This is a genomic window from Tardiphaga sp. 20_F10_N6_6, assembly GCF_052076045.1.
GTDB lineage: Bacteria > Pseudomonadota > Alphaproteobacteria > Rhizobiales > Xanthobacteraceae > Tardiphaga > Tardiphaga robiniae.
The window spans coordinates 2,833,420-2,852,352 of sequence record NZ_CP197239.1; the positions used below are offsets into that span (position 1 = coordinate 2,833,420).

Consider the following 18,933-nt stretch of genomic DNA (forward strand, 5'->3'; position numbering starts at 1 on the left):
CCGTTGACCGGCGCTCCCGAGGTCGTCTTGTCTGCCCTGTTTAGAATTTGCCGCGCTCGATCCGCGCAATGTCGGGATCGTCGCGTTCAGCGATGTAGTTGATGATCAGCTTCGGCGGCCCCTTCGGGTCCGGCGACGTGGTCTGATTGCCTTCGCGCTGCATCTGGTATTTGACGCCATCGGCGATCAGCCGGACCGCCCCCTTCTTCTCATCCTCGCCGGCGAACAGCACAATCGTATTGTCGCCAACGGGAATGCCGGAGCGGAGCGTGTCCTTCTTCCAGACAAAGCCTGCGAGATAGCGCTCAAGACGCGTGCCGGCAGTGATCATCGCATTGGGATCGACCGGCGGCGTGGAGGCGACCTCGCCCCAGACGACATTGACCTGAATGAGCTTCTTCGACTTGTTGCCGAAGATGTAGGCGACCCGTGCAGCGCCCGGACCAGGATCGAGCGACGGCACAGCGACGGTCAGGACATTCGTGCCCTCGATGCTGTTCACGCTGCTCGCGATGTCGGTCCCCTTGACATTGAATGCCTTCGTCACGATGGCCCGCACCTCCGCCTCCGTCATGCCGAAACGGGCATCGCGGAATCCGGTGACTTCATATTTCGGTGCTTCCTGCTGCGCCCGGGCCGGCAAAACATCGACCACGCCCGCGACAATCGCGGCAACGAGGATCAACCGTGCCATCGCGCGCTTGAGCGCATGCGAAGCGGAATCACAACGAATGGAAGTGCCGAAACGATCTCTCACCTGCTCAACTCCTAAGCGATCAATTGCATCGGTTGAGCGCAGAACCGCCCCGGGCTGCGCAAACGCGGCCGATGCCCATGATACCAGCGTCTTATTAGGGGCTGGATGCAATCAGTTTCGAACACCGTGTGAACGCTCGTTCACATCGGCCATCAACGACCGTTATGGTTGATGCATGCCCAAACTATCCGTGCATATATGCGCCGCGTCGCTGCAGCCTGACGATGCCAGTCGTCGGATTGCGCTTGACCGACGGATGCATGCGCACTGCACGTGGGAAGTTCTGGGGCTGTCTTGATGTCTATTCGTTCGACAAAGAAATCCTTGGCGTTGATCGCAATCGCCTTGGGATCGCCGTGCAGCGGCGCGCTCGCTCAATCCCCCGCTCCCGCACCAAGCCTCGTACAACCACCCACGATTGCCACGCCGCCCGCATCGACGCGTATTACCTTGCCGCAAATCGCCGCCGGCTCAACCGTGCCGGACGCTGCCAAAAAGCTGACTTTCATCCTAACCGGGATCGACATCGAAGGCGAATTTGATGAGATCGCCATAGCGAGAAAAGAAGCCGCGGCGACGCTGCTGGGAAGGTCCGTTACGGTCGCAGATCTGTTCGGCCTTGCCGACAAGTTGCAGCAAGCCTATGTGCGCGCAGGCTACCCGCTCGTGCGCGTCGTCATCCTGCCCCAGGAACTTGATCGGCGCGCACGTGTAAAGCTGCGCGTCATTGACGGCTATGTCGAGAAATTCGATACCAGCACCCTGTCCGGAACATCGGCTGCTCGCGTTGCAGCCGTGCTGGCGCCGTTGCTCAACAAGCGACGCCTCACGCAGAGCGAACTCGAACGGCAATTGCTGATTGCGGGCGATACACCGGGTCTCGTTCTCAATGCCACTTTTGCTTCCGGCTCGGCCGTCGGCAGCTCTGTTCTGGTGCTTAGCGGCCGGTACAGGCCAGTCTCGGCGAGCCTCTATCTCGACAATGGCATGCCCAAATCCTTTGGCGAGTGGCAGGCGGCAACGTATTTCTCGCTCAACAATCTGACGGGATTTGGCGAACAGATCTCGATCTCCATCGCCGGACTGCCCGACAATGATTTCGTGACGCCCTATCCTACGCGCCGCTATCTCGGTGCAAACCTCGCCGTCCCACTCGGTATCGACGGCTGGCGGTTCGAACTCGGCGTCACCGATGGACGCACGACCCCGCGGGTTGATGCGATATTCGTATCACAGGGTGTTTTCCGGCAAGGGCGCGCAAAACTCGCCTACGATATTGTCAAACGCCGCGACACCGAACTGAGCTTCAATGCGCGATTTGATCTCACAGAGGAACAGGTCAGCACGCTGATTACGACACCGGCCACGCCGCTATCGCTTGACCGTACGCGCGTGCCACGCGTCGGCCTCGACGGCATCCTGCGACTACGCGAAAGCGGAACCACCCTCAGCTACACGGCAACCTATTCTCACGGCATCAATGCGCTTGGGGCCCGCTCCATAGCCGATGCAACGCCGTTGCTCCCACTTTCGCGGCAAGGCGCAGACGCCGAATTCAGCAAGCTCGACGGTCGCATCGACGTCATGCAAACGCTTCCCGAGAATCTGTTTCTCTCGGCAGGACTCGCAGGCCAGACATCATTCGGTCGCCCGATGCTCACATCCGAGCAGTTTCCGATCATTGGCACCAACATGCTGTCCGGCTTCGCCGCCGGCACGCTCGCCGGCGATACAGGCTGGGTGGGACGCGGAGAGTTCGGCTGGAGCACCCAGCTCCCGTTCATCGCCGAACCGCATGCAATCGTACCTTACGTCTTTGCAGCTACTGGCGAGCGCCGCTATGAAATGCCGACCGTATTGGAAATCCCCGTCATTCGCGCGAACAACTATGGTGGCGGTATGCGCTTCCAGCTCGCGCCGCAGGCACCCGACGCCCCGTCGCTGTCCGGCTTCGTGGAGCTGAGCGAACGACGCGCCAGCGCTTCCAGCCTCGACGGCTGGATGGTGTTCGCCGGCGGCTCGATCCGCTACTAGACTCCAGAGATGGCAACAACGGACAGATCACTTGCTTTCGGTCAGATGCCATTCCATTGATACGGCAGGAGCACAAGATGTCGGCGCCGGTCCCTTCATTTAACCGAGATTCGCAGCGCCGCGACCGGCTCCTGATCGTCGAGGACGACCCCGTGACGCGGGCCATGCTGGCCGGTTACTTCACCGATCACAACTTTGACGTCGCCGAAGCGGCAAATTGCGCTGAGTGCCGTCAGAAGATCAGGAAGAACGGCGCCGAGCTCGTTTTCATCGACGTTCAGCTTCCGGACGGCGATGGGTTCGAACTCGCGAGAGAGATCCAGAGCGTAAGCCAGGCCGGCATCATATTCGTCACGCGCCGCGATACCGAAGTTGATCGGATCCTTGGCCTCGAGGTGGCTGGCGATCACTACGTCACGAAGCCGATTAACCTGCGCGACCTGCTCGCGCGCGCTCGCTCGGTCCTCAGGCGCCGCGCGATGGAGCGTGACGCCGCGACCGCCGGCACCACGATCGTCTTCGGACGCTGGATCATCGATCTCGTGCGACGCGAACTGTCCACGCTCGGCGGCGAGCTGGTGCATCTCACGCGCGCCGAATTTGATCTGCTCGCAGCGCTGGTCGGCGCCGACGGCAGGCCGCTCAGCCGGGAGTATCTGATCGAAGTCGTCAGCAATCGGCAGACCGATGTCGATATACGTACCGTCGACGCCCTCGTTGCCAGACTCCGACGCAAACTCGCCAGCGGCAGCAACCAGCCCCTGATCACGACCGTGACGGGCATAGGTTACAAACTCATGCTCGAATCAAAGCGCTAGGCCTGTTCGGACTCTCGCAACCGTTCATTGAGCGCAGCGATAGATTCACGGCAGGTTGCCTCCAGCTGGACGGCAACAGCTTCAAGCGCATCTGCCGGCAATCGCGCCGCATCAGCCTCGATCCCGTTGCATTGGAAGAACAGACGTTCGAGACCGAGCGCACTGGCCGCACTGCCGATCCGATGCGCCAGGCGTTGCATGTGATGCCGATCCCCCATGCTGGCCGCTTCCACCATGCTCCGCGTCAGCGGAAGGCAGGTGTCAAGGAAGATGGTGCGCAGACCACGCAACCGGGGCACCCCTAGCAGTTCTTCCTGATCGTTAAAGAAATCGTCATCGATGAGAGAACCAGCGGTTAGCTCGGACGCACCAACCGGGGCGCTTGGCAGATCGTCGACACCCGCCTGCAAGGCTGATTGCAGCGCCTGTAGCGTGATCGGCTTGCCGACGCGCGCGCGGATGCCATTGGCAGTGAGCCGTCCCTGTGTGCGATCCGACAAGTCGGCTGTCAGTGCGATAATCCGTGGCGATCGATCAAACTGCAGTTTCCGAATGAGCCTGGCCGTGGCAATGCCGTCCATCTCCGGCATATGCACATCCATGAGTACGACGTCGAAGGCACCTGAGCGAACGAGCTCCAGGGCCATGGCTCCGCTCGATGCCACGACAGGCTCGTGGCCGAGACGAACAAGGAGGGCATGCCCCACATCGCGGTTCACCGGATCGTCATCGACGAGCAGCACGGACAGCTTCTTTACCGGAGGTCTCGTCTCGACAACGGCCGGTACCGGTTGCGCCCGGTCGAGGGGAATGGACAAGGTAAACGTGCTTCCCCTGCCGAGTTCGCTGCGAACCGAGAGATCGCCGGCCATCAGCCGCGCCAGCCGGCGGGAAATAGCAAGACCAAGCCCCGTGCCGCCGAACCGACGCTCGATATCGCTATCGGCCTGCACGAAATCTTCGAAGATGCGCTCCTGAATATCCGGCAAGATTCCGATACCCGTATCCGTGACCGACAGATGGAGCATGCCGGGAGCATCCGGCGTATCGAATGCGAGATCGACCTGGATGCCGCCCCGCGCGGTGAATTTGACGGCATTGCCGAGTAAATTGAGCACCAGCCGACTGAGCTTGATCGGGTCGCCGGCAACGTCCGCGGCCACATCGCCCCGCATCGACAGGCCCAGCGTCAATCCCTTCGCCTCCGCCTCCTGCCTCAACAGATCCAGATCCGCTTCGATGAGTTGATCCAGGCGAAAATTGCGTAATTCGAGCTTGTCGGCGCCCGCTTCGAGGCGGGCATAGTCGAGAATCGATTCGATCAGTGCGAGCAGGGTATCGCCCGAGACCTTGGCGGCCGTGAGCAAGCGGATCTGACGCTCGTCCAGGCGGCTATTATCGAGCAATTGCAGCACGCCTATCACGCCGTTGAGTGGAGTCCGCAGTTCATGACTGACGACCGCGAGGAAGCGCGACTTGGTTTCATTGGCCAGTTCGGCCGCCTGTCGCGCGTGATGCGCTTCTGCCCGTTCCTCGATCGCTTGATCGCGCGCCTGCGCGAGCTCGGTTGTCCGCGCCACAACCCGTCCTTCAAGGGTCAGATATGACTCCCGCAGGCGCTCTGCCATCCGGTTGAACTGCTCACCCAAAGTCTGCAGTTCGTCGCCCGTCCGAATGACGAGTTTCTGATCGAGATCGCCGCTTCCGATGCGTTCTGCACCTTCCGTCAACGCACGGATCGGATCGGCCATACGACGGCTGAGCAACAGCGCCGCGATAAACGCACAGAACAGCGAGACAAGCAGCAGCAGCGCCGAATTGAGCATCGACGCGTAGAGCGACGCATAGGCTTCGTGAGTTGGCAGTTCAACGAACACCTTCCAGCCGACCGGCGCGATGGATGTGTGAACCGAAAGAACGCGTTTTCCCGCCAGATCGGTGACGACGGAATCCGCATCGCTGCCTGCGCTTCCCGCGAGCGCGGACGCAACCTGCGAAAGCCCCGACAGGTCGGTGTTCTTGAGCACGAGGCGGAGATCGGGATGGGCAATCAGACGCCCCCTCGTATCGACGACGAAGGCATTGCCCTCATTGCCGACCTTGATCTGCGAGACGAGATCCCACATGAAGCGCAGATTGACATCGGCGATGATCACGCCGCCATCCGCGCCGCTCACGGCAACCGTGATATACGGCTCGGTCTCGCGGAAGAAGAAGATCGGCCCGTAATAGATGCCGCGTGCCTTCGCATCGACGAATGCGGGAGACTGCGAAAGGTCCGTATTGCTGCGGACCATGTCACGCACATAGCGCGACACGCGCAATTGCTCGCGACCTTGCGGATCGAGTTGGGCGATTTCGGAGATCGCCGGCGTCAGGCGCAGCAGGCGAATGCCGGTTATGCGCATTTCCTCCGGCGGAAGCATCTGCAGCGAGAGCTGGGATAACCAGACGAGCTGCCGCTCGATCTCCTTGAGAAACTGATCGATCTTGTCCGCCGCGGCACCGGCCTGCTCGCGTTGCACAGCGATCAGCAGGCGTTGCTGCTCGCGATAGGAGAATATCGCATCGATCACATTGTTGGCGATCAGCGCCGCCGAAACGACCACCAGAAAGGAAACGAGATACTTGCGGAACAGACCGCCGCGTACCGGTGGTCGTGTATCGCGATCGGCGCCGATCGCGCTCATTCGATGATCTTGTCCGCGCGGGCCAGCAGCACCGGCGGCACCGTCAGGTTCAGTGACTTCGCAGTCTTGAGATTGATGATCAGCTGATAGGTGCGCGGCGATCGCACCGGCAGCTCCGCGGGCTTGGCGCCGCGCAAGATCAGGTCGATATATTCGACCATCGCCTCCACCAGCTCCGAGCGCTCCGACGCCGCCGATTCATACTTGAACCCGTAGGAGACCAGGCCACCTTCGGTCATAAAGAAGTGATAGGAATAGACCGCCGGGACCGCATTTGCCGCGACAGCGGATACGATCGCCTTGCGGTTGAGGACGGTGAACGCATCCGGCGTCACGACAAGCCCGCCGGCCGGTGCACCGCCGAGCCGGGCAATCTGCGCCGATATGTTGTCCGGATCCGAAATCGGAAGCGGGATGATGTCAACGCCGAAAGATGATGCCATCTCCCTCAATGGATCGAGATAGTAGTCGCCATTGCGCGGCGCGGAGAGCGGATTGAAGATCACACCGACGCGCTTGACGCGAGGCGCAAGCTCCAAAAGGATCTCCAGCCATTTGCTCCCCATCGACGGATGGCTGGTCGTGAAGCCCGTGGCATTTCCCCCCGGGCGCACCAGGCTCTGCACAAATCCGCTGCTAACCGGATCCGCGGCCGTCGAGAAGACGAGCGGAATGGTCTGGGTCTCACTCAGAATGGCTTGGGCGTCGAGCACGCCACCCGTGATGATGAGATCCGGCGTCCGTGCCACGATCTGCTTGGCCATCGCCTTGCGTTGGACCGGATCGTTCAGACACGACAGCGCTTCATACTCGATCACACGCCCATCGACCCATCCAAGCTCGCCAAGTCGGGCCTTCATCGCTGCCAGGCGTGCAACGGTCATAGGCTCGTCATAGGCGGTGCTCAGTAGGAATGAGACGCGCCGCCGCTCGGGCGCCACCTGCGCGACCGCCAGACGCGGCAGGGCCAAGATCGCAGCAAACGCAAGAACACTTCGTCGATGGAGCGCGATAGTCTTCCGCATGAGGAATTTCCCAGCACAACAGCGAGACGTTCTACCGCGGGGAGCGGACGTCCCACTACTCGCTTTTCTCAAATATCCGAAATGGACGACCTGAGCGAGAACGGTCAAGCGCTCGCCGCCCGACGGGAGAGGGCCTAGACGGTCAAACTCGGCAAGCGTGCCGTGCGATTACGGGAATTACAGTGCTCGCTGGCTTTGCCAGCACCATCGGCTGGCCCGGGACCTTTGGTGCCCAGGGGCGGCTCCGCATTGCAAAGCTATAATATTGACAAGACACATGATTTTTTTGGTTGATCCGAGACGCTACCAACGTCGATACCAACAATTTGCGAATGTTGACTGAGTTTTGCCGGGACAACGAATGCCCGGCCGCCAGCGGGCGGATATCGTCGACCAGCACCACCGGCAGGCAGACTACGGCACCATTCCCGATATGGGTAGGGCGTTGCTTTTCGATGAGACCGATCACCTGGGAGCGTGCTTCGCCAAAAACCGCTTCGATATGGATAGCAGCGAACAGTTAAAGGAGGCCGATCAGGTCACTTGGGACGGCTTCAGTAACAAGGTGGACCAGCACTTCGAAGGGGAGGCGTGGCGCCCCCCGATCACCGCCGCGTCCAGTAGCGCTCGTGGCATACTCGAAGCGTTGGACAGGCTCAGACCCACCAACTGGCTTCGGTAGGATAGCATACTTCGCAGCTTCGGACACGACGGGCCTGTGAACATTGCCCGATATCTTGATCAACTAATACCCATCCTGGCCGAGCACCCGCGACGCTGATTTAAAATAGGCGAGAATCGACCTCTACAAATTTGGCTCTGCCGCGCGAACGAAATCCGTAGCGCCTATACCCACGCCGTCGAATTCTGGCAGGAGCGTGTTCGGATGATGCGTTTTTGGGCCGACGCGCTTGACCTGTTGAGGGAGAACGGTCGCGTCCTCAGAGTGAGAGTGTGAAGGAAAACACGAACCGAAATGTAGCCGCGCCACTTAAGTAGCCTCATCACGTCGACATGTTCGCTTTAAGAAGCGACAGAAGTGATTGTACTGCCACAAGTCGCCGACGTCCGACCGTTGTGGTCGCGAGATGTCCCGCTCCTATCAGTTCGTAAAGCTTCGTGCGCCCCAAACCGGTCGCCTCACATGCTTCGTCGATCGTACAGGTGAACCGCTGGGAGAATGCAATCGTCTGCGGTTCAGCAGATTTTGGAAGGCATGGAGTAGCCTGTGGCTGCTGTCCTCCGTTCTTCTCTCGACGTCTGTATCTCACGAAGCCTCCCAATCGCAAAGCGTTCGACGGCGAGAGTTGACCGCGCGACGAGCAACGTCAATGCGAGCAAGCGAGGGCCCTTGCGTACAACAGCGTGCTTCGACGGACTTTTCGAGCATATCCGGACATCAACGGCGGTGAGGTGAATTTTCACTGACCGCATCAGCCACAACAATGAGTCGCGGCGGGCATGGCGGCTGTCATGCTTGCTTACCGAGATCTATGCTATCTCACAGCCTCCTGTGAAGTTGCGGAGGGCTAGTTGTGACCGATACGGTGCAGGGGGCAAACTAAACCTATCGTCGGCAACATCGTGCTTAGCCATAGTCGCAGAACCCGGCAGCTTTCAGTTGGCTCAATGTCCCTCAATTGTGCGATGTAATTTGACGCCTCTGGAGCGACGACCGGTCCCGGAGCGCCTCGTCGTCCTCCCTGAGCTTCTATGTGAGGTCTGGAATCCCTTCACGATGCAGTCTATGCCGAGACGCCATTGTCGAGCAGGCTTTTCTCACCCTTCGGCGTGAGCTGATAAAGGTCGCCGTCCTTCTGGACATAGCCGTCCAGCACCAACTCTTCTGCCTTCGCTGTATCGTCAAAAGCAAAGGCGTTATCGATTTCCCGCAGAACCATCAGTTGATCGTCTGTAAGCATGGGAACCTCCATTTCCCTAGCAACTACGGAACGCGCAGCTTGTTCCCATTTGCGATGTCATGCTGAAGACGTTGTGGCTTCCGCCTCTAACGCACGCTGTCGTTTGCGCGTCTCTCGCGTTGTGGGCAAAGAGATCCCCAATCGATTCGCCTGACGTCTGACGGCCTGCACATTACGTTTCATGGCCGCAGCAATTTTGATCGGCGATGCCCCCGCTTCAGCCATGGCTTTAAGTTTTTCACTTTCGTCGGCCGACCAAGGCCGGATTAGTGGCATCATCACTCATACTCCACCAACCGAAGCGGCGTCTTTTCCCTATGGCGCTCGTAGGCTGCAATCGCCTGGTTCGACAGCAGCAGAGGACTGACGACTCCCTGCCCGATCTGGTACGCGACATGCTTTCCAATAAATTCAAACGCTTCTTGCAGGTCGCGCAAGCGGCCAACCCCCGCCAGGTAATCCAGCGCGATCTTTACAGATTGCTCGTGCAGGGATTCCGTTGACTGGCTCAGGCTGCCAACTCCTTGCGAACTGCGGCGGCTGAGTTGCCGACCTTGGCGACCGTCTTCTGCAGCTTGTCTTTATCCACGCCGAGCTCCTTGGTCCAATACTTGACCTCATGCGCCTCGTGCATGTTGATCTTGCTGCGATCCGGCTGCCCCTTGTTCTTCAGATCGTCCATGGCATCCTCCAGTGTTTGATGCCTAAAGGAACGCATTTCTGACTTTCTTGTTCCGGCGCGGCCAGTGAGGCAGCCGCCGCGGTAGGTCGCCGCGCCTCTTCGCGGTACTGATGCCGGCCTTCTAAAGGGACGAGGTGTCTTTTTGCCGCCGCTTGATCTGCACGAATGAACTTTGGGTTGAGTGGCGGGTTGAGAAATATGCCCAAACGCACACGGACATCGGCCCCTATGGGCCTTCAACCTTCCCAGTCGGAATCCTGCTCGCAGATGATGCCGGCAATGCCGATGGCCGGAAATTCCAAGACCGGCCCATTTCGTCCGATCAAGAAATCGGCGAGCGACAAGGAACGTGCTCACTCTGCGAAAGCGACGCTCCGTAAATCATTGCAGAAGCAGCGAGCTATGCAGCGCGGCTAGCTGTTGCGCTGAAGATCGTTTTGCCGAAGGAACGAGAGGCCATGCACCGTAAGGCGGTGATGATCGGTCTCCCCCTCATTGTGCAGTTGGTCAAGATGCTGGGCAAGCTGCGCGCGGACGCCCGGTGCTTCCGAATGTCCTGAGAGGGCGCCATAAATATCGATGGCGCGGTCGACGGCCGGGATGTTCATGGCGAGCTTTCTGATGGCCACAGCCACCCGTTCACCGTCGCCATGTGCGACAGTTGTCGAAGTCAAGTCCCGCTACTTCCTATCGTTCCGAAATTTCTCAGTTTTCAGTCGGAGCTAGGTGATCTTACCGGATGATGGATCGAGTTGGCATTCAGCCAGTCCTCGTTGTCTGCAGCTGAGATCCAGTAGTGTGCCATCTGTAAAAGCCGGAGAGCTTCAGCCTGGTCCGTGGCTTCTTTTGCCTGTCTCGCTGCATCGGATGCCATCAACCGAAACGACGTACCTTGGCGCATTTTCGCTCTCCATTTCAGCGAAAACATAAGCCACTGTTGCGCTAAAGGTTTCTTCGACGGGTGGGAGGACTTACGTAGTCCGGCTCCAGTGACGGAGCCGGACATTTAGCCTTAGAGATCTTGCTCTGCTTCGACGTTGACGACAGATTTGGCCAGCGCGGTCAACGCAACGTCGGTGGCCTTCTCTTCCTTCAACGTGGCATCGAGAAGCGAGACAGCTTCAGGCATCCCCAGCTCCTTCGCCCAAGTCGCCAGCGTTCCGTAGCGGGAGATCTCATAGTGCTCCACCGCCTGTGCCGCGGCAGCAAGACCGGCATCGAGAGCAGGCATGCCCTTGTATTCGGTCATGATCTCTGCGCCTTCCTTGGTAATACCCATGATGGCTTCACACTTCTTGGCGGTCGGCTTCTTGCCGAATATCTTGAACACGCCTTCGAGCCGCTTGATCTGACCAACGGTCTCCTTCTGATGCTTCAGAAAGGCGGCCTTGAGTTCTTTCGATTGTGCGGCTTTTGCCATCTTCGGCAGCGTGGCGAGAATCTTCTTCTCGGCGAAATAGACATCCTTGAGCGTGTCATGGAAAAGGTCGGCAAGAAGCTTCGGCTTTTTGGCCATGGGAAATTTCCTCCAGTAGCCCCGGTGAGCTGGGGCGGCTTATCACGCCAGCCCAACAGACCGCTGGAACTTAAGTTCCGATGAGGAGCTGCGCTCTTCTTTCCAAAACGCGATGGCCTCTGTTCAGTTGCCCTTGATAGCGCCCAACGAAAAAGGCCCCCGGGAGGGAGCCTTTTGTTTTGAAGAGCAACGCGTTCAGCGATGGCCGTGGTGGATTCCACGATGCATGTGACCATGACCGCGCTTCACGATAACAACCTTGTTGGCACGATGACCGCGATGGTAGCCGCCGTGATGGCCGCCGCCATGCCGCACCACTACGGTCTGAGCATCAGCCTGTGAAGTAGCGGCAGGAACAGCGATGCCGATGGTAGCGAAGGCAGCGATAGCCAAAAGAACTTTGCGCATTATCTTCTCCTTTGAATGAGCGGAGATTGAATGCGCGACTATAGGGGCCGTTCCGTCGTCTCAGGATAAATTTCCTGAATGATTGTTCAGGAAACGCCGTCAAACCTGCTCTTGCCTGCGCCGTAGCGTCTCCACTGCCGCCATCCCCGCGGACATCATGCCGCCGAACGTGCGCTCACCCGCATTCACGCGCTTCAGTATTTTCTTGGCGACGAAACAGCGGTTCTTGTGGTTGTCCAACTCGCGCGGCAAGACCTCGCACGCTTTGGTAAGGGCTATCTCCATCTCAAGAATTGTTCGCTTGTCGACCATCTGCGCGACCAATGGCGGTGCGCTGGCGACTGGCCGTCCTGCAATTCCATCTTCCATCAACATGACGACCTCCCTTGTTTTCTCCTATATCGTGCATTTGGTGTTTTAGTTCCTTCAATGGGAGCTGCGGTGCTTACGGCAGCTACCGAAATGGGCAACCCGCTGTGACGCGCCGCGCTGCAGCGCACCATCAATTCATTCTGGACCCTGCGATCTACCGTCGCTACGCTTTGCACAAGTTCGCCTCAAGATGCGAGCGCCGATGACAGAGATTACAGGGAGAGACCATTGAACGTTCTTCAGAAGACGAATCGGAATACCCCAGATGAAGCCACTATTATTGCGTGGGGGCTTTTTTGCTTCATCTTGGTATCGGCCATTACCATGATTGGTCTCTACGTTGGTTTTCGGCATTAGATAGTGAAAGCCCCCGTGGACGATCCGGCGGGCTTTTAATTTTTCAACCTCTGCCGGCGACGGCCCCATCAGATGAAATACTGGAGAGACGATTTCGAGCTCAACTGGACGCTCCGCGATATCGGTGGCGGCCGGCTGAAGCTGTCCCCGATCACGGAAGACCAACTCAGCGAACTCCTGGAGATGGGCCTCGTCGAAATCGTGGACGACCAGGTCAAACTGACGGAGGCCGGAAATCGGAAGGTGTTCTGATTTGGCTCACACAGAACAAGGGAGCTTGCGATGAACATTCTCCACATTCACTTGGCCTCGATATGGGCTCGTATTGCCGCCCTGGAGTCCCGAACACCTACCAACGGCTTCCCTCGTTCGCGGGCCTTGTTTGCACCGCTGTCGCCGGCCGCCCGAGGGCGGCAGCGGCTCGCAACACCGTTGCGCCGCTGTCGGCAAGGCTGATCAATCGAGCAATGACTTCTGGAGTCCAGGTCCTGTTAATCGGCGTCTTGCCATGGCTCCACTAGTGGATCTTCTGGTATCCCGTCTCGGTGAGCTTCACTTGATCGTTCACTACCTCACGAGGCCCATCTCCAATAGCTCGCTCAGTTGGTCTTCCGTGATCGGTGACAGCTTCAGCCTGCCGCCGTGGATGTCGCGGAGCGTCCAGTCGAGCTCGAAATCGTCCTTCCAGTTTCTCAAAGAACTCTCGCTTCAAGGGATGGCTACCCTGCAGCGTGGAGACATTGTTATCGGTTATTGCCGCAGTCGACTTAGCATATCGGCTGGTATCGGGGTGAGGTTGTGGTGCGGTAAAAACTCGCGCGTGTGGCGAAACGGTGACAGCTTCGAGATGCGCGTGCACATAGGATTGTGATCACCGAACTTTCACAGGGGAGTCCGCATGAAACAGATTCTGATGGCCGCTGTCATTCTAACCTTGGGCGCAGCTTCGGCTTCTGCCGCCGATCTGGCAGCTCGTCCCTACACTAAAGCCCCGCCCGCTCCGATTCCGGTAGGCTACAACTGGTCGGGCTTCTATCTCGGTGTCATGGGTGGTTACGGCTGGTCGGATCGCGTCAACGTCGGCGGTGTCACGACCACGAGCAGCGACCTGCAGGGCGGCTTCGGCGGCGGCACTATAGGCTATAACTGGCAGACGCCCGGTAGCATTTGGGTCTGGGGTCTTGAAGCAGACGCGGCAGCGTCAGACATCTCATATAGCCAGACCGGCTTGTTCGGCATTTTTCCGGTCACGCTTGAGGATAAGATTCGTTCATTCGGGAGTGTCACCGGTCGCATCGGTGTGACGTCAGGCGCAGCGCTGTTCTACGCCAAGGGCGGTTACGCATGGGCCGATAATCGCTTTTCGATCGCCGGCCTGGGCGGCAGCTTCAGCGAGAGCAAAGTGCTGTCGGGCTGGACCGTCGGCGCTGGCGTGGAATACATGTTCGCCCCCAACTGGTCGCTCAAGGGTGAGTACATGTACGCCGACTATGGCAGCGAACGTTATCTGACTGCATTTGCTCCGGGCGGTCTGGAGCTTGGTGCCACCACCCACACTGTGAAGGGCGGCATCAACTATCACTTCAACTGGGGCGGCTCAAACTTCTAAGTCCCAACACTGAATTCAACAGACCGGGGCCCGGCGAAAGCCGGGCCTTTTCCCTGCCTACGCATAATCTCCGCCAATGCCGGGAAGGCGTTACCGGGATTTGGTCAGAGGCTAGTGTCGGTCAGACCGCGACGACCGCCGAGATGCTAAGAACCGTGATCGCGTTGTGCAGCCTCTCTACAAACTCGACAGCGGTCTTGAGATTGGCATAGGTGCCGCTATTGTGCTGTTCGTTGACATTCGCGATGTCAGAACGGCTCGCGTCGCAGATGCAAGTAGCGAGGATTGAACTCGCCGCAGTCCGCCAGACCCGCCCAATTTCTGATGGTGAAAGACCCGCTCTTGAAGTCGGCAAGATCGGTGTCTCGAAGGTTGGCCAAAGCGCGGTTTACGGTAGCTAGCGACAGCCCGAGAGCCTCTCCCAGCTGATTAAGACCTATCGGCAGAATACACGTATCGTCACGCGTCAAGCCGGAAGCCCGCGATCGGTAGAAGAGTTCGCAGAAGAGATGAGCCATGCGGGCAGGGGCGGACCGCGCGCTATTGTTCGTGATCGCTTCACGGAAGATGGCTGCGTCGATCAGGGTTTCACGCCAGATTGCAGCGCCAACCTTTGGTCTACTATCGAATAACTTCATCAAGTCCCGATGCGGGACCGAGGCGACGACGGCCTTGCCGATCGCGCAGACGGCATGATCCATCACCTCGATGAACAGACACTGTGAATCCGGCATGTCGCCAGCGAGATGAAAGGACAAATACTGGCGTGCGCCGTTCGGCAGGAGATGATAGCGAGCCAGCATTCCTTCGACGACGATTGCGGACACCTTGGGTCGATCGCCTTGCCGAATGAAGTCCTCATGACTATCCAATTCGCGGACAGAGCACGGCAGGCGGCGGACCTCCAAAAGGTCCTCTTGGCTCAGGTGCGAGTGCTCTTTCAGTTTTTTTATAAGGACGACTAGAGGGTCGATTGTAGCCTCCTACGCGGCTGAACCTGTTCGGCTGCGCTCAGCATCCTAGTCATCTTGACGGTGGCTTCAACTCGCTCGAAAGCCAACCCTTGCTGCGCTCCATCGGATCGACCTCGCACCTCGCGCATCTAAACTCCGAATCTCCCTTTTCAGATGACGTCATCTTGCGATTGCACTTTGGGCATTTCGGCGCTGAAGACCCAATAACTGTCATTGGGTTTGCTCGCGAGCGCTGATCTCTCGCCGAACTTCTCGAACACTTGCGAAATGCAGGCCAAGTTCACGAGCACGTTTTTTGACGGAAGCCATTGGTCGCTTCATAGCCGCACATGCTCGTAGGAGCGTAGCCCCCTCTGCATGCAACTGTTTGAGCTTCTCCAAGTCCGCATCTTGCCATGCGCGGGTTATCAGCTGACGCTCATTCATGTCGGTTCCTCCAACGGTTCCTCGGGATGGAACCACAAGCCAGGAGGTGACATCGTCTCATTTGAGACGAATTTACCGAGAGCGGATCTCAATGTTTTTTTGCGGTGCACCTTCGCCGTTTTGGCACCCGGATCCTCCTTGCCACCCACGGCGTCGTCTCCACCATGCTGGCGATGTAATCGCGTCTGGTGCCTTCCATGTCAGACTTCCGAAGTGTCATCGACCGAGGCTCAACGCGCAAGTTGAGGCAGCAGAAGCCTGCGATCGAAGATTGACGTCCTTGGGAGCTAGGCAAGTGCGCGTCGGGCCTGACCGGCTTGTCGATACTGGAGGGTGTTGCTGGTTGCTCGAACAGCAACGTTAGGGAACATTGCTGCTTAAAGGCCTGGCGGGTAGGTCGCTCTACCGCCGGGCCGACCGAAGCGAGGCTTCTGGGGTCAAGATTCGGTCGCTGTCATCCTGCGTTAACTCCGACCGCAAATCCATCAGCCGTTAGATTGAGGCAACTCGCTCAATCCTGTTCTCGAAAAGCGTGGAACAACTCTGGAGCGAAGTACGTTCTGATTACCAACTCTGACGTCCATACCAGTCGTCGACTTCCTTCGTGGTCTGGTCCTTGGCGTAGCCATAACGCTCTTGAAGACGACCCTCGAGTTGCTCCCGTTTGCCGTTGATGACGTCGAGGTCATCGTCAGTGAGCTTGCCCCACTGCTCCTTGACCTTGCCCTTCATCTGTTTCCAATTTCCTTCGACCCTGTTCCAATCCATTTTTTCTCTCCCTTGTTAGTGGGATGAACGTCGTGATCAGGTCTTTGTTTCCCGTGCGACACTAAGACAGCGCCCGGCAGTCTGAGAAGCGCCCCGAAAATTTTTAGCGTCACCCCTTGACCGAAAGCAGCGAAAATCTACATCGATAATCGCCTTTAAACGAAAGGAGTTAGGAGGCCCAGCATGACAAGCGCTGCCATGTCGATGAATGAAATCCACGCGAATTCTCTACTCGCCAGCACCTTCTCGCACCCGCGGGAGGTTCTTGCCAATCCCTTCTTAGACACGCTGCAAAAGCGATGCATCCTAGCCGCTTGGGCATCGGATGCGTTTACTGTCGAAGGGAAGCCATGGCTACGCCAAATTCCAGGCTCCCATGAGACTGTTAGGATCGGTGATATTCTCGCAGCTCTCCGATCCCTTGATGAGGATGACGGTCCTCCACCGAAGACGTCGCGAATGCCGTTGCCGGAAGCACCCATACGTGTCCGAGCCGTGGGCCAGACCGTAGGAGAGGATCGACGCCGCCGTTTAGCGGACATCCATCCATAAGACGCGAAACCATTTTCGCAAAGAAGCCGCCCGAGCATATTGCTCGGACGGCTCAATCGTCGACCCATCGAAAAGATGGATGCACGTCCGCCGCAACGTCAATGAGTGTCGGTCCTTTTCCACTTTTCAAGGTCCGGCTTTTCCCGGTCCTGAGCAAACTGTTCCTTTTCCGGCACGCCTTTCCAGGGCTTGTCGGTCTGTTTCGTCGGAGCCCAATCTGACTCCGTGCGGGGATCATCTTTGGGATTTTCTTTGCTCATGGTCCCTCCGAAATGCTACTTGCCGGCGCCGATGTTGCCGCCCTTGATGTTGCCCAGCGAGTTGTCCCCTTGCCCCGAATTGCCGCTGTTGCCCTTCAGAGCGGTATTGCCGCCAGTATATGTGCGGCCGGTACCGGTGGTCATGCCTTGACCGGAGGTGACGCCCTGCTGAGTGTGGTGCCGGCGGGACTTTTCGGCGGACGCCGACGACATCGTGGCACCGACGAGGAGAAGCGCTGTAGCGCTGATCGTTATAATCTTTTGCATTGAACCAAAGCCAATCTGTTCATGAAGCCCTTGTCAGTCGAACGTGGCGCTGCCTGACTCGTTCCGCGCCGGGCCCCCACTAACAGCCTCGTGGCAATCCCCGAACCGGCCCGCCAAGCTCTTCTCGTGGCGGTCAGATAAACTAACGAGAAGCGTGCAGGCAAGGTGAGCCACACAAGAAGGCGCGGCCGAAGAGCATCCTGGCCGTGTACAATCGCTTCTTTATCATTCTGGAGATGCAAAACCAGATCGTAGATGCGCCCCCTCGTCAAAGCGTTTACGCGCCTGGCAAAACAAGATATCGGGCGATCTGATCTTCCAGTCCGATGCACTTGGTACACATATTGCGCTCCCATTTCAGGCTGGAGCTATGCTCTCATCACTGATTATTAGCCAAAATCCGAGCAGCGATGAAGGTCAAGTAATGCGACCGGCTCTTGTTCCCTGCACTCCTACGCAATGAATAAAGGCCCCGCACCGCGGGGCCTTTATTCATCGAAGCAGCAGGACCAGAATGATCAGCGGCAGTGGAATTCCAAGTAGCCATAGCAGAATAGGCATTGTTCTCTCCTTATCGCGTGCGACGCGCTTTCCAAGTTCCGTCTCGAAGTCCACCGCCCTCGGTCGCCGCCAGGCTCGCAGAAAAGGCGCCAATCAAAAGTGATGCCGTGAGCCAAAAGGCGAGCTGCATTGCAGCCTTTCGAGCATTATCGGCAGCGGCCTTTGCATCATTGGTGACTTCGGTAACGCGCTTGTCAGCATCAGGTTCGCTCAAACCGGTGCGAGCGGCCACGACTTTATTGACGTAAGCGCGATCGGCTGGCTTCAGCTCACCGGCTCGGAGGCTAGAGGCCATTATGCGGGACAGTTCACCGCGCGCGTCAGCACTGTTGCCATCGCCAGATGGTGTCGATGGACGCAATAGTGCGTCGATGAAGCCTTCGACCGGTCCCGCTTGCGCCGCAGACGCCGTCGCACCAGCAGAGACTCCCGACGTCGCGCCGCTTAAAACGGTCGTCGCGGGCGAAGCTAGGAGTACAGCACCGAGCACCGTTGCAAATGCCCATGCCAGAAACCCATGCGCGGTGTCGCGGAAATAGACCTCATCTGCATGAACGCCAATCCAGCGCGACCGCAGACGACCAGCGAGATATCCGCCGATCGACGACGAGATCATGGCGATGACGATCAGATAGATTCCCGTCGTGATTTTGAATGTCGTAGCCGATACGCTGGACGACCAGGGCGACACGACTGACAAACCAAGCCCTGCCCCGAAAGCAATAAGAACGAGTGTCAACGCGAGCGAGACGACGGCACCAGCCGCGACTGCAGCCCACGAGACACCCGCAACCGAAGGCTCGTCTACGCCAGGGGAAGCTGGCTGCACGACAACAGTATCAATCATTCTGAAATTCCCCTTGGAGCGGCTCCGGAATAGATACCGATGCCCACACAATGTGCATTCAATAGTATGGTTCCGCCCGCGAAGGCGA

The 18,933-nt window shown here is 58.4% G+C and carries 23 protein-coding genes; 5 read left to right on the forward strand and 18 right to left on the reverse strand.

From position 1 onward, the window contains the following. Positions 1-40: 40 nt before the first annotated feature. Entirely contained in the window at positions 41-694 is a 654-nt protein-coding gene (locus tag AB7813_RS13655; protein WP_120293213.1) for a hypothetical protein, read from the reverse strand. Between the two features lie 513 nt (positions 695-1,207). On the opposite strand from AB7813_RS13655, the gene AB7813_RS13660 reads away from it, so the two are divergent. Then, entirely contained in the window at positions 1,208-2,791 is a 1,584-nt protein-coding gene (locus AB7813_RS13660) for a ShlB/FhaC/HecB family hemolysin secretion/activation protein (RefSeq protein WP_441228165.1), read from the forward strand. A gap of 77 nt (positions 2,792-2,868) precedes the next feature. Next, complete coding sequence (locus AB7813_RS13665; RefSeq protein WP_439084171.1) at positions 2,869-3,609, forward strand: response regulator; 741 nt, start codon at positions 2,869-2,871, stop codon at positions 3,607-3,609. Here AB7813_RS13665 and AB7813_RS13670 read toward each other — a convergent pair. Then, a complete protein-coding gene (locus AB7813_RS13670; protein ID WP_439084170.1) occupies positions 3,606-6,299 on the reverse strand; it encodes an ATP-binding protein in 2,694 nt (897 codons plus the stop codon). The genes AB7813_RS13665 and AB7813_RS13670 overlap by 4 nt on opposite strands. Then, positions 6,296-7,324: an ABC transporter substrate-binding protein gene (locus AB7813_RS13675; RefSeq protein ID WP_439084169.1), complete on the reverse strand. Its 1,029-nt coding sequence runs from the start codon at positions 7,322-7,324 to the stop codon at positions 6,296-6,298. The genes AB7813_RS13670 and AB7813_RS13675 overlap by 4 nt, the downstream gene beginning before the upstream one ends. 361 nt (positions 7,325-7,685) lie before the next feature. On the opposite strand from AB7813_RS13675, the gene AB7813_RS13680 reads away from it, so the two are divergent. Further along, the gene (locus AB7813_RS13680) at positions 7,686-8,006 is read left to right on the forward strand and encodes a hypothetical protein (protein WP_184511600.1); all 321 of its coding nucleotides are present in this window, start codon (positions 7,686-7,688) and stop codon (positions 8,004-8,006) included. Between the two features lie 322 nt (positions 8,007-8,328). On the opposite strand, the gene AB7813_RS13685 is transcribed toward AB7813_RS13680, so the two are convergent. The 9 genes from AB7813_RS13685 to AB7813_RS13725 form a co-directional block, all read right to left on the reverse strand. After that, positions 8,329-8,595 carry a helix-turn-helix domain-containing protein gene (locus tag AB7813_RS13685; RefSeq protein WP_199712138.1) on the reverse strand — a complete coding sequence of 89 codons (267 nt, stop codon included), beginning with the start codon at positions 8,593-8,595 and terminating at the stop codon, positions 8,329-8,331. Between the two features lie 474 nt (positions 8,596-9,069). Continuing rightward, a complete protein-coding gene (locus AB7813_RS13690; protein WP_172980498.1) occupies positions 9,070-9,246 on the reverse strand; it encodes a hypothetical protein in 177 nt (58 codons plus the stop codon). Between the two features lie 57 nt (positions 9,247-9,303). After that, entirely contained in the window at positions 9,304-9,525 is a 222-nt protein-coding gene (locus AB7813_RS13695) for a hypothetical protein (protein ID WP_120293201.1), read from the reverse strand. Then, a complete protein-coding gene (locus AB7813_RS13700) occupies positions 9,525-9,683 on the reverse strand; it encodes a hypothetical protein (RefSeq protein ID WP_158596886.1) in 159 nt (52 codons plus the stop codon). Before AB7813_RS13700 ends, AB7813_RS13695 begins: the two co-directional genes overlap by 1 nt. Before the next feature lie 71 nt (positions 9,684-9,754). Then, positions 9,755-9,928, reverse strand: a complete 174-nt coding sequence (locus AB7813_RS13705) for a DUF3606 domain-containing protein (RefSeq protein WP_120293199.1) — start codon at positions 9,926-9,928, stop codon at positions 9,755-9,757. A gap of 413 nt (positions 9,929-10,341) precedes the next feature. Continuing rightward, a complete protein-coding gene (locus AB7813_RS13710; RefSeq protein WP_147421763.1) occupies positions 10,342-10,536 on the reverse strand; it encodes a hypothetical protein in 195 nt (64 codons plus the stop codon). A 404-nt stretch (positions 10,537-10,940) separates the two neighbouring features. Next, complete coding sequence (locus tag AB7813_RS13715; RefSeq protein ID WP_120293195.1) at positions 10,941-11,444, reverse strand: YciE/YciF ferroxidase family protein; 504 nt, start codon at positions 11,442-11,444, stop codon at positions 10,941-10,943. Positions 11,445-11,639: 195 nt separating this feature from the next. Next, positions 11,640-11,852, reverse strand: coding sequence for a hypothetical protein (locus AB7813_RS13720; protein WP_141137210.1), 213 nt, complete (start codon positions 11,850-11,852; stop codon positions 11,640-11,642). Positions 11,853-11,951: 99 nt separating this feature from the next. Beyond that, positions 11,952-12,227 (reverse strand): hypothetical protein, encoded by a 276-nt coding sequence (locus tag AB7813_RS13725; protein WP_147421762.1) that lies wholly within the window; start codon positions 12,225-12,227, stop codon positions 11,952-11,954. Positions 12,228-12,653: 426 nt separating this feature from the next. On the opposite strand from AB7813_RS13725, the gene AB7813_RS13730 reads away from it, so the two are divergent. Then, on the forward strand, positions 12,654-12,833 hold the full coding sequence (locus tag AB7813_RS13730) for a hypothetical protein (protein ID WP_120293189.1): 180 nt from the start codon (positions 12,654-12,656) through the stop codon (positions 12,831-12,833). 315 nt (positions 12,834-13,148) lie between these two features. Here the strand turns inward: AB7813_RS13730 and AB7813_RS13735 are convergent, their stop codons facing one another. Further along, positions 13,149-13,277: a hypothetical protein gene (locus tag AB7813_RS13735; protein ID WP_276511282.1), complete on the reverse strand. Its 129-nt coding sequence runs from the start codon at positions 13,275-13,277 to the stop codon at positions 13,149-13,151. A gap of 202 nt (positions 13,278-13,479) precedes the next feature. Here AB7813_RS13735 and AB7813_RS13740 point away from each other — a divergent pair, with 202 nt between their 5' ends. After that, positions 13,480-14,190: an outer membrane beta-barrel protein gene (locus AB7813_RS13740; protein WP_120293187.1), complete on the forward strand. Its 711-nt coding sequence runs from the start codon at positions 13,480-13,482 to the stop codon at positions 14,188-14,190. A gap of 248 nt (positions 14,191-14,438) precedes the next feature. Here the strand turns inward: AB7813_RS13740 and AB7813_RS13745 are convergent, their stop codons facing one another. From AB7813_RS13745 to AB7813_RS13765, 5 genes are all read right to left on the reverse strand, one after another. Then, positions 14,439-15,164: a Crp/Fnr family transcriptional regulator gene (locus AB7813_RS13745; protein ID WP_441228971.1), complete on the reverse strand. Its 726-nt coding sequence runs from the start codon at positions 15,162-15,164 to the stop codon at positions 14,439-14,441. 990 nt (positions 15,165-16,154) lie between these two features. Then, entirely contained in the window at positions 16,155-16,358 is a 204-nt protein-coding gene (locus tag AB7813_RS13750; protein WP_068738686.1) for a CsbD family protein, read from the reverse strand. A 650-nt stretch (positions 16,359-17,008) separates the two neighbouring features. Then, complete coding sequence (locus tag AB7813_RS13755) at positions 17,009-17,170, reverse strand: hypothetical protein (protein ID WP_184511611.1); 162 nt, start codon at positions 17,168-17,170, stop codon at positions 17,009-17,011. A gap of 15 nt (positions 17,171-17,185) precedes the next feature. Next, positions 17,186-17,437 (reverse strand): hypothetical protein, encoded by a 252-nt coding sequence (locus AB7813_RS13760; RefSeq protein ID WP_184511612.1) that lies wholly within the window; start codon positions 17,435-17,437, stop codon positions 17,186-17,188. Positions 17,438-18,008: 571 nt separating this feature from the next. Further along, positions 18,009-18,845, reverse strand: a complete 837-nt coding sequence (locus tag AB7813_RS13765) for a hypothetical protein (protein WP_120293181.1) — start codon at positions 18,843-18,845, stop codon at positions 18,009-18,011. Positions 18,846-18,933 lie beyond the last annotated feature (88 nt).

Excerpts from the sequence above, each read along its gene's own strand:
- AB7813_RS13720 (WP_141137210.1), bottom strand. The coding sequence starts at position 11,852 with ATGCGCAAAGTTCTTTTGGCTATCGCTGCCTTCGCTACCATCGGCATC.
- AB7813_RS13655 (WP_120293213.1), bottom strand. The coding sequence starts at position 694 with ATGGCACGGTTGATCCTCGTTGCCGCGATTGTCGCGGGCGTGGTCGAT.
- AB7813_RS13760 (WP_184511612.1), bottom strand. The coding sequence starts at position 17,437 with ATGCAAAAGATTATAACGATCAGCGCTACAGCGCTTCTCCTCGTCGGT.
- AB7813_RS13670 (WP_439084170.1), bottom strand. The coding sequence starts at position 6,299 with ATGAGCGCGATCGGCGCCGATCGCGATACACGACCACCGGTACGCGGC.
- AB7813_RS13765 (WP_120293181.1), bottom strand. The coding sequence starts at position 18,845 with ATGATTGATACTGTTGTCGTGCAGCCAGCTTCCCCTGGCGTAGACGAG.
- AB7813_RS13750 (WP_068738686.1), bottom strand. The coding sequence starts at position 16,358 with ATGGATTGGAACAGGGTCGAAGGAAATTGGAAACAGATGAAGGGCAAG.
- AB7813_RS13740 (WP_120293187.1), top strand. The coding sequence starts at position 13,480 with ATGAAACAGATTCTGATGGCCGCTGTCATTCTAACCTTGGGCGCAGCT.
- AB7813_RS13755 (WP_184511611.1), bottom strand. The coding sequence starts at position 17,170 with ATGAGCAAAGAAAATCCCAAAGATGATCCCCGCACGGAGTCAGATTGG.
- AB7813_RS13675 (WP_439084169.1), bottom strand. The coding sequence starts at position 7,324 with ATGCGGAAGACTATCGCGCTCCATCGACGAAGTGTTCTTGCGTTTGCT.
- AB7813_RS13730 (WP_120293189.1), top strand. The coding sequence starts at position 12,654 with ATGAAATACTGGAGAGACGATTTCGAGCTCAACTGGACGCTCCGCGAT.
- AB7813_RS13725 (WP_147421762.1), bottom strand. The coding sequence starts at position 12,227 with ATGTTGATGGAAGATGGAATTGCAGGACGGCCAGTCGCCAGCGCACCG.
- AB7813_RS13665 (WP_439084171.1), top strand. The coding sequence starts at position 2,869 with ATGTCGGCGCCGGTCCCTTCATTTAACCGAGATTCGCAGCGCCGCGAC.
- AB7813_RS13680 (WP_184511600.1), top strand. The coding sequence starts at position 7,686 with ATGCCCGGCCGCCAGCGGGCGGATATCGTCGACCAGCACCACCGGCAG.
- AB7813_RS13690 (WP_172980498.1), bottom strand. The coding sequence starts at position 9,246 with ATGCTTACAGACGATCAACTGATGGTTCTGCGGGAAATCGATAACGCC.
- AB7813_RS13715 (WP_120293195.1), bottom strand. The coding sequence starts at position 11,444 with ATGGCCAAAAAGCCGAAGCTTCTTGCCGACCTTTTCCATGACACGCTC.
- AB7813_RS13695 (WP_120293201.1), bottom strand. The coding sequence starts at position 9,525 with ATGATGCCACTAATCCGGCCTTGGTCGGCCGACGAAAGTGAAAAACTT.
- AB7813_RS13705 (WP_120293199.1), bottom strand. The coding sequence starts at position 9,928 with ATGGACGATCTGAAGAACAAGGGGCAGCCGGATCGCAGCAAGATCAAC.
- AB7813_RS13710 (WP_147421763.1), bottom strand. The coding sequence starts at position 10,536 with ATGAACATCCCGGCCGTCGACCGCGCCATCGATATTTATGGCGCCCTC.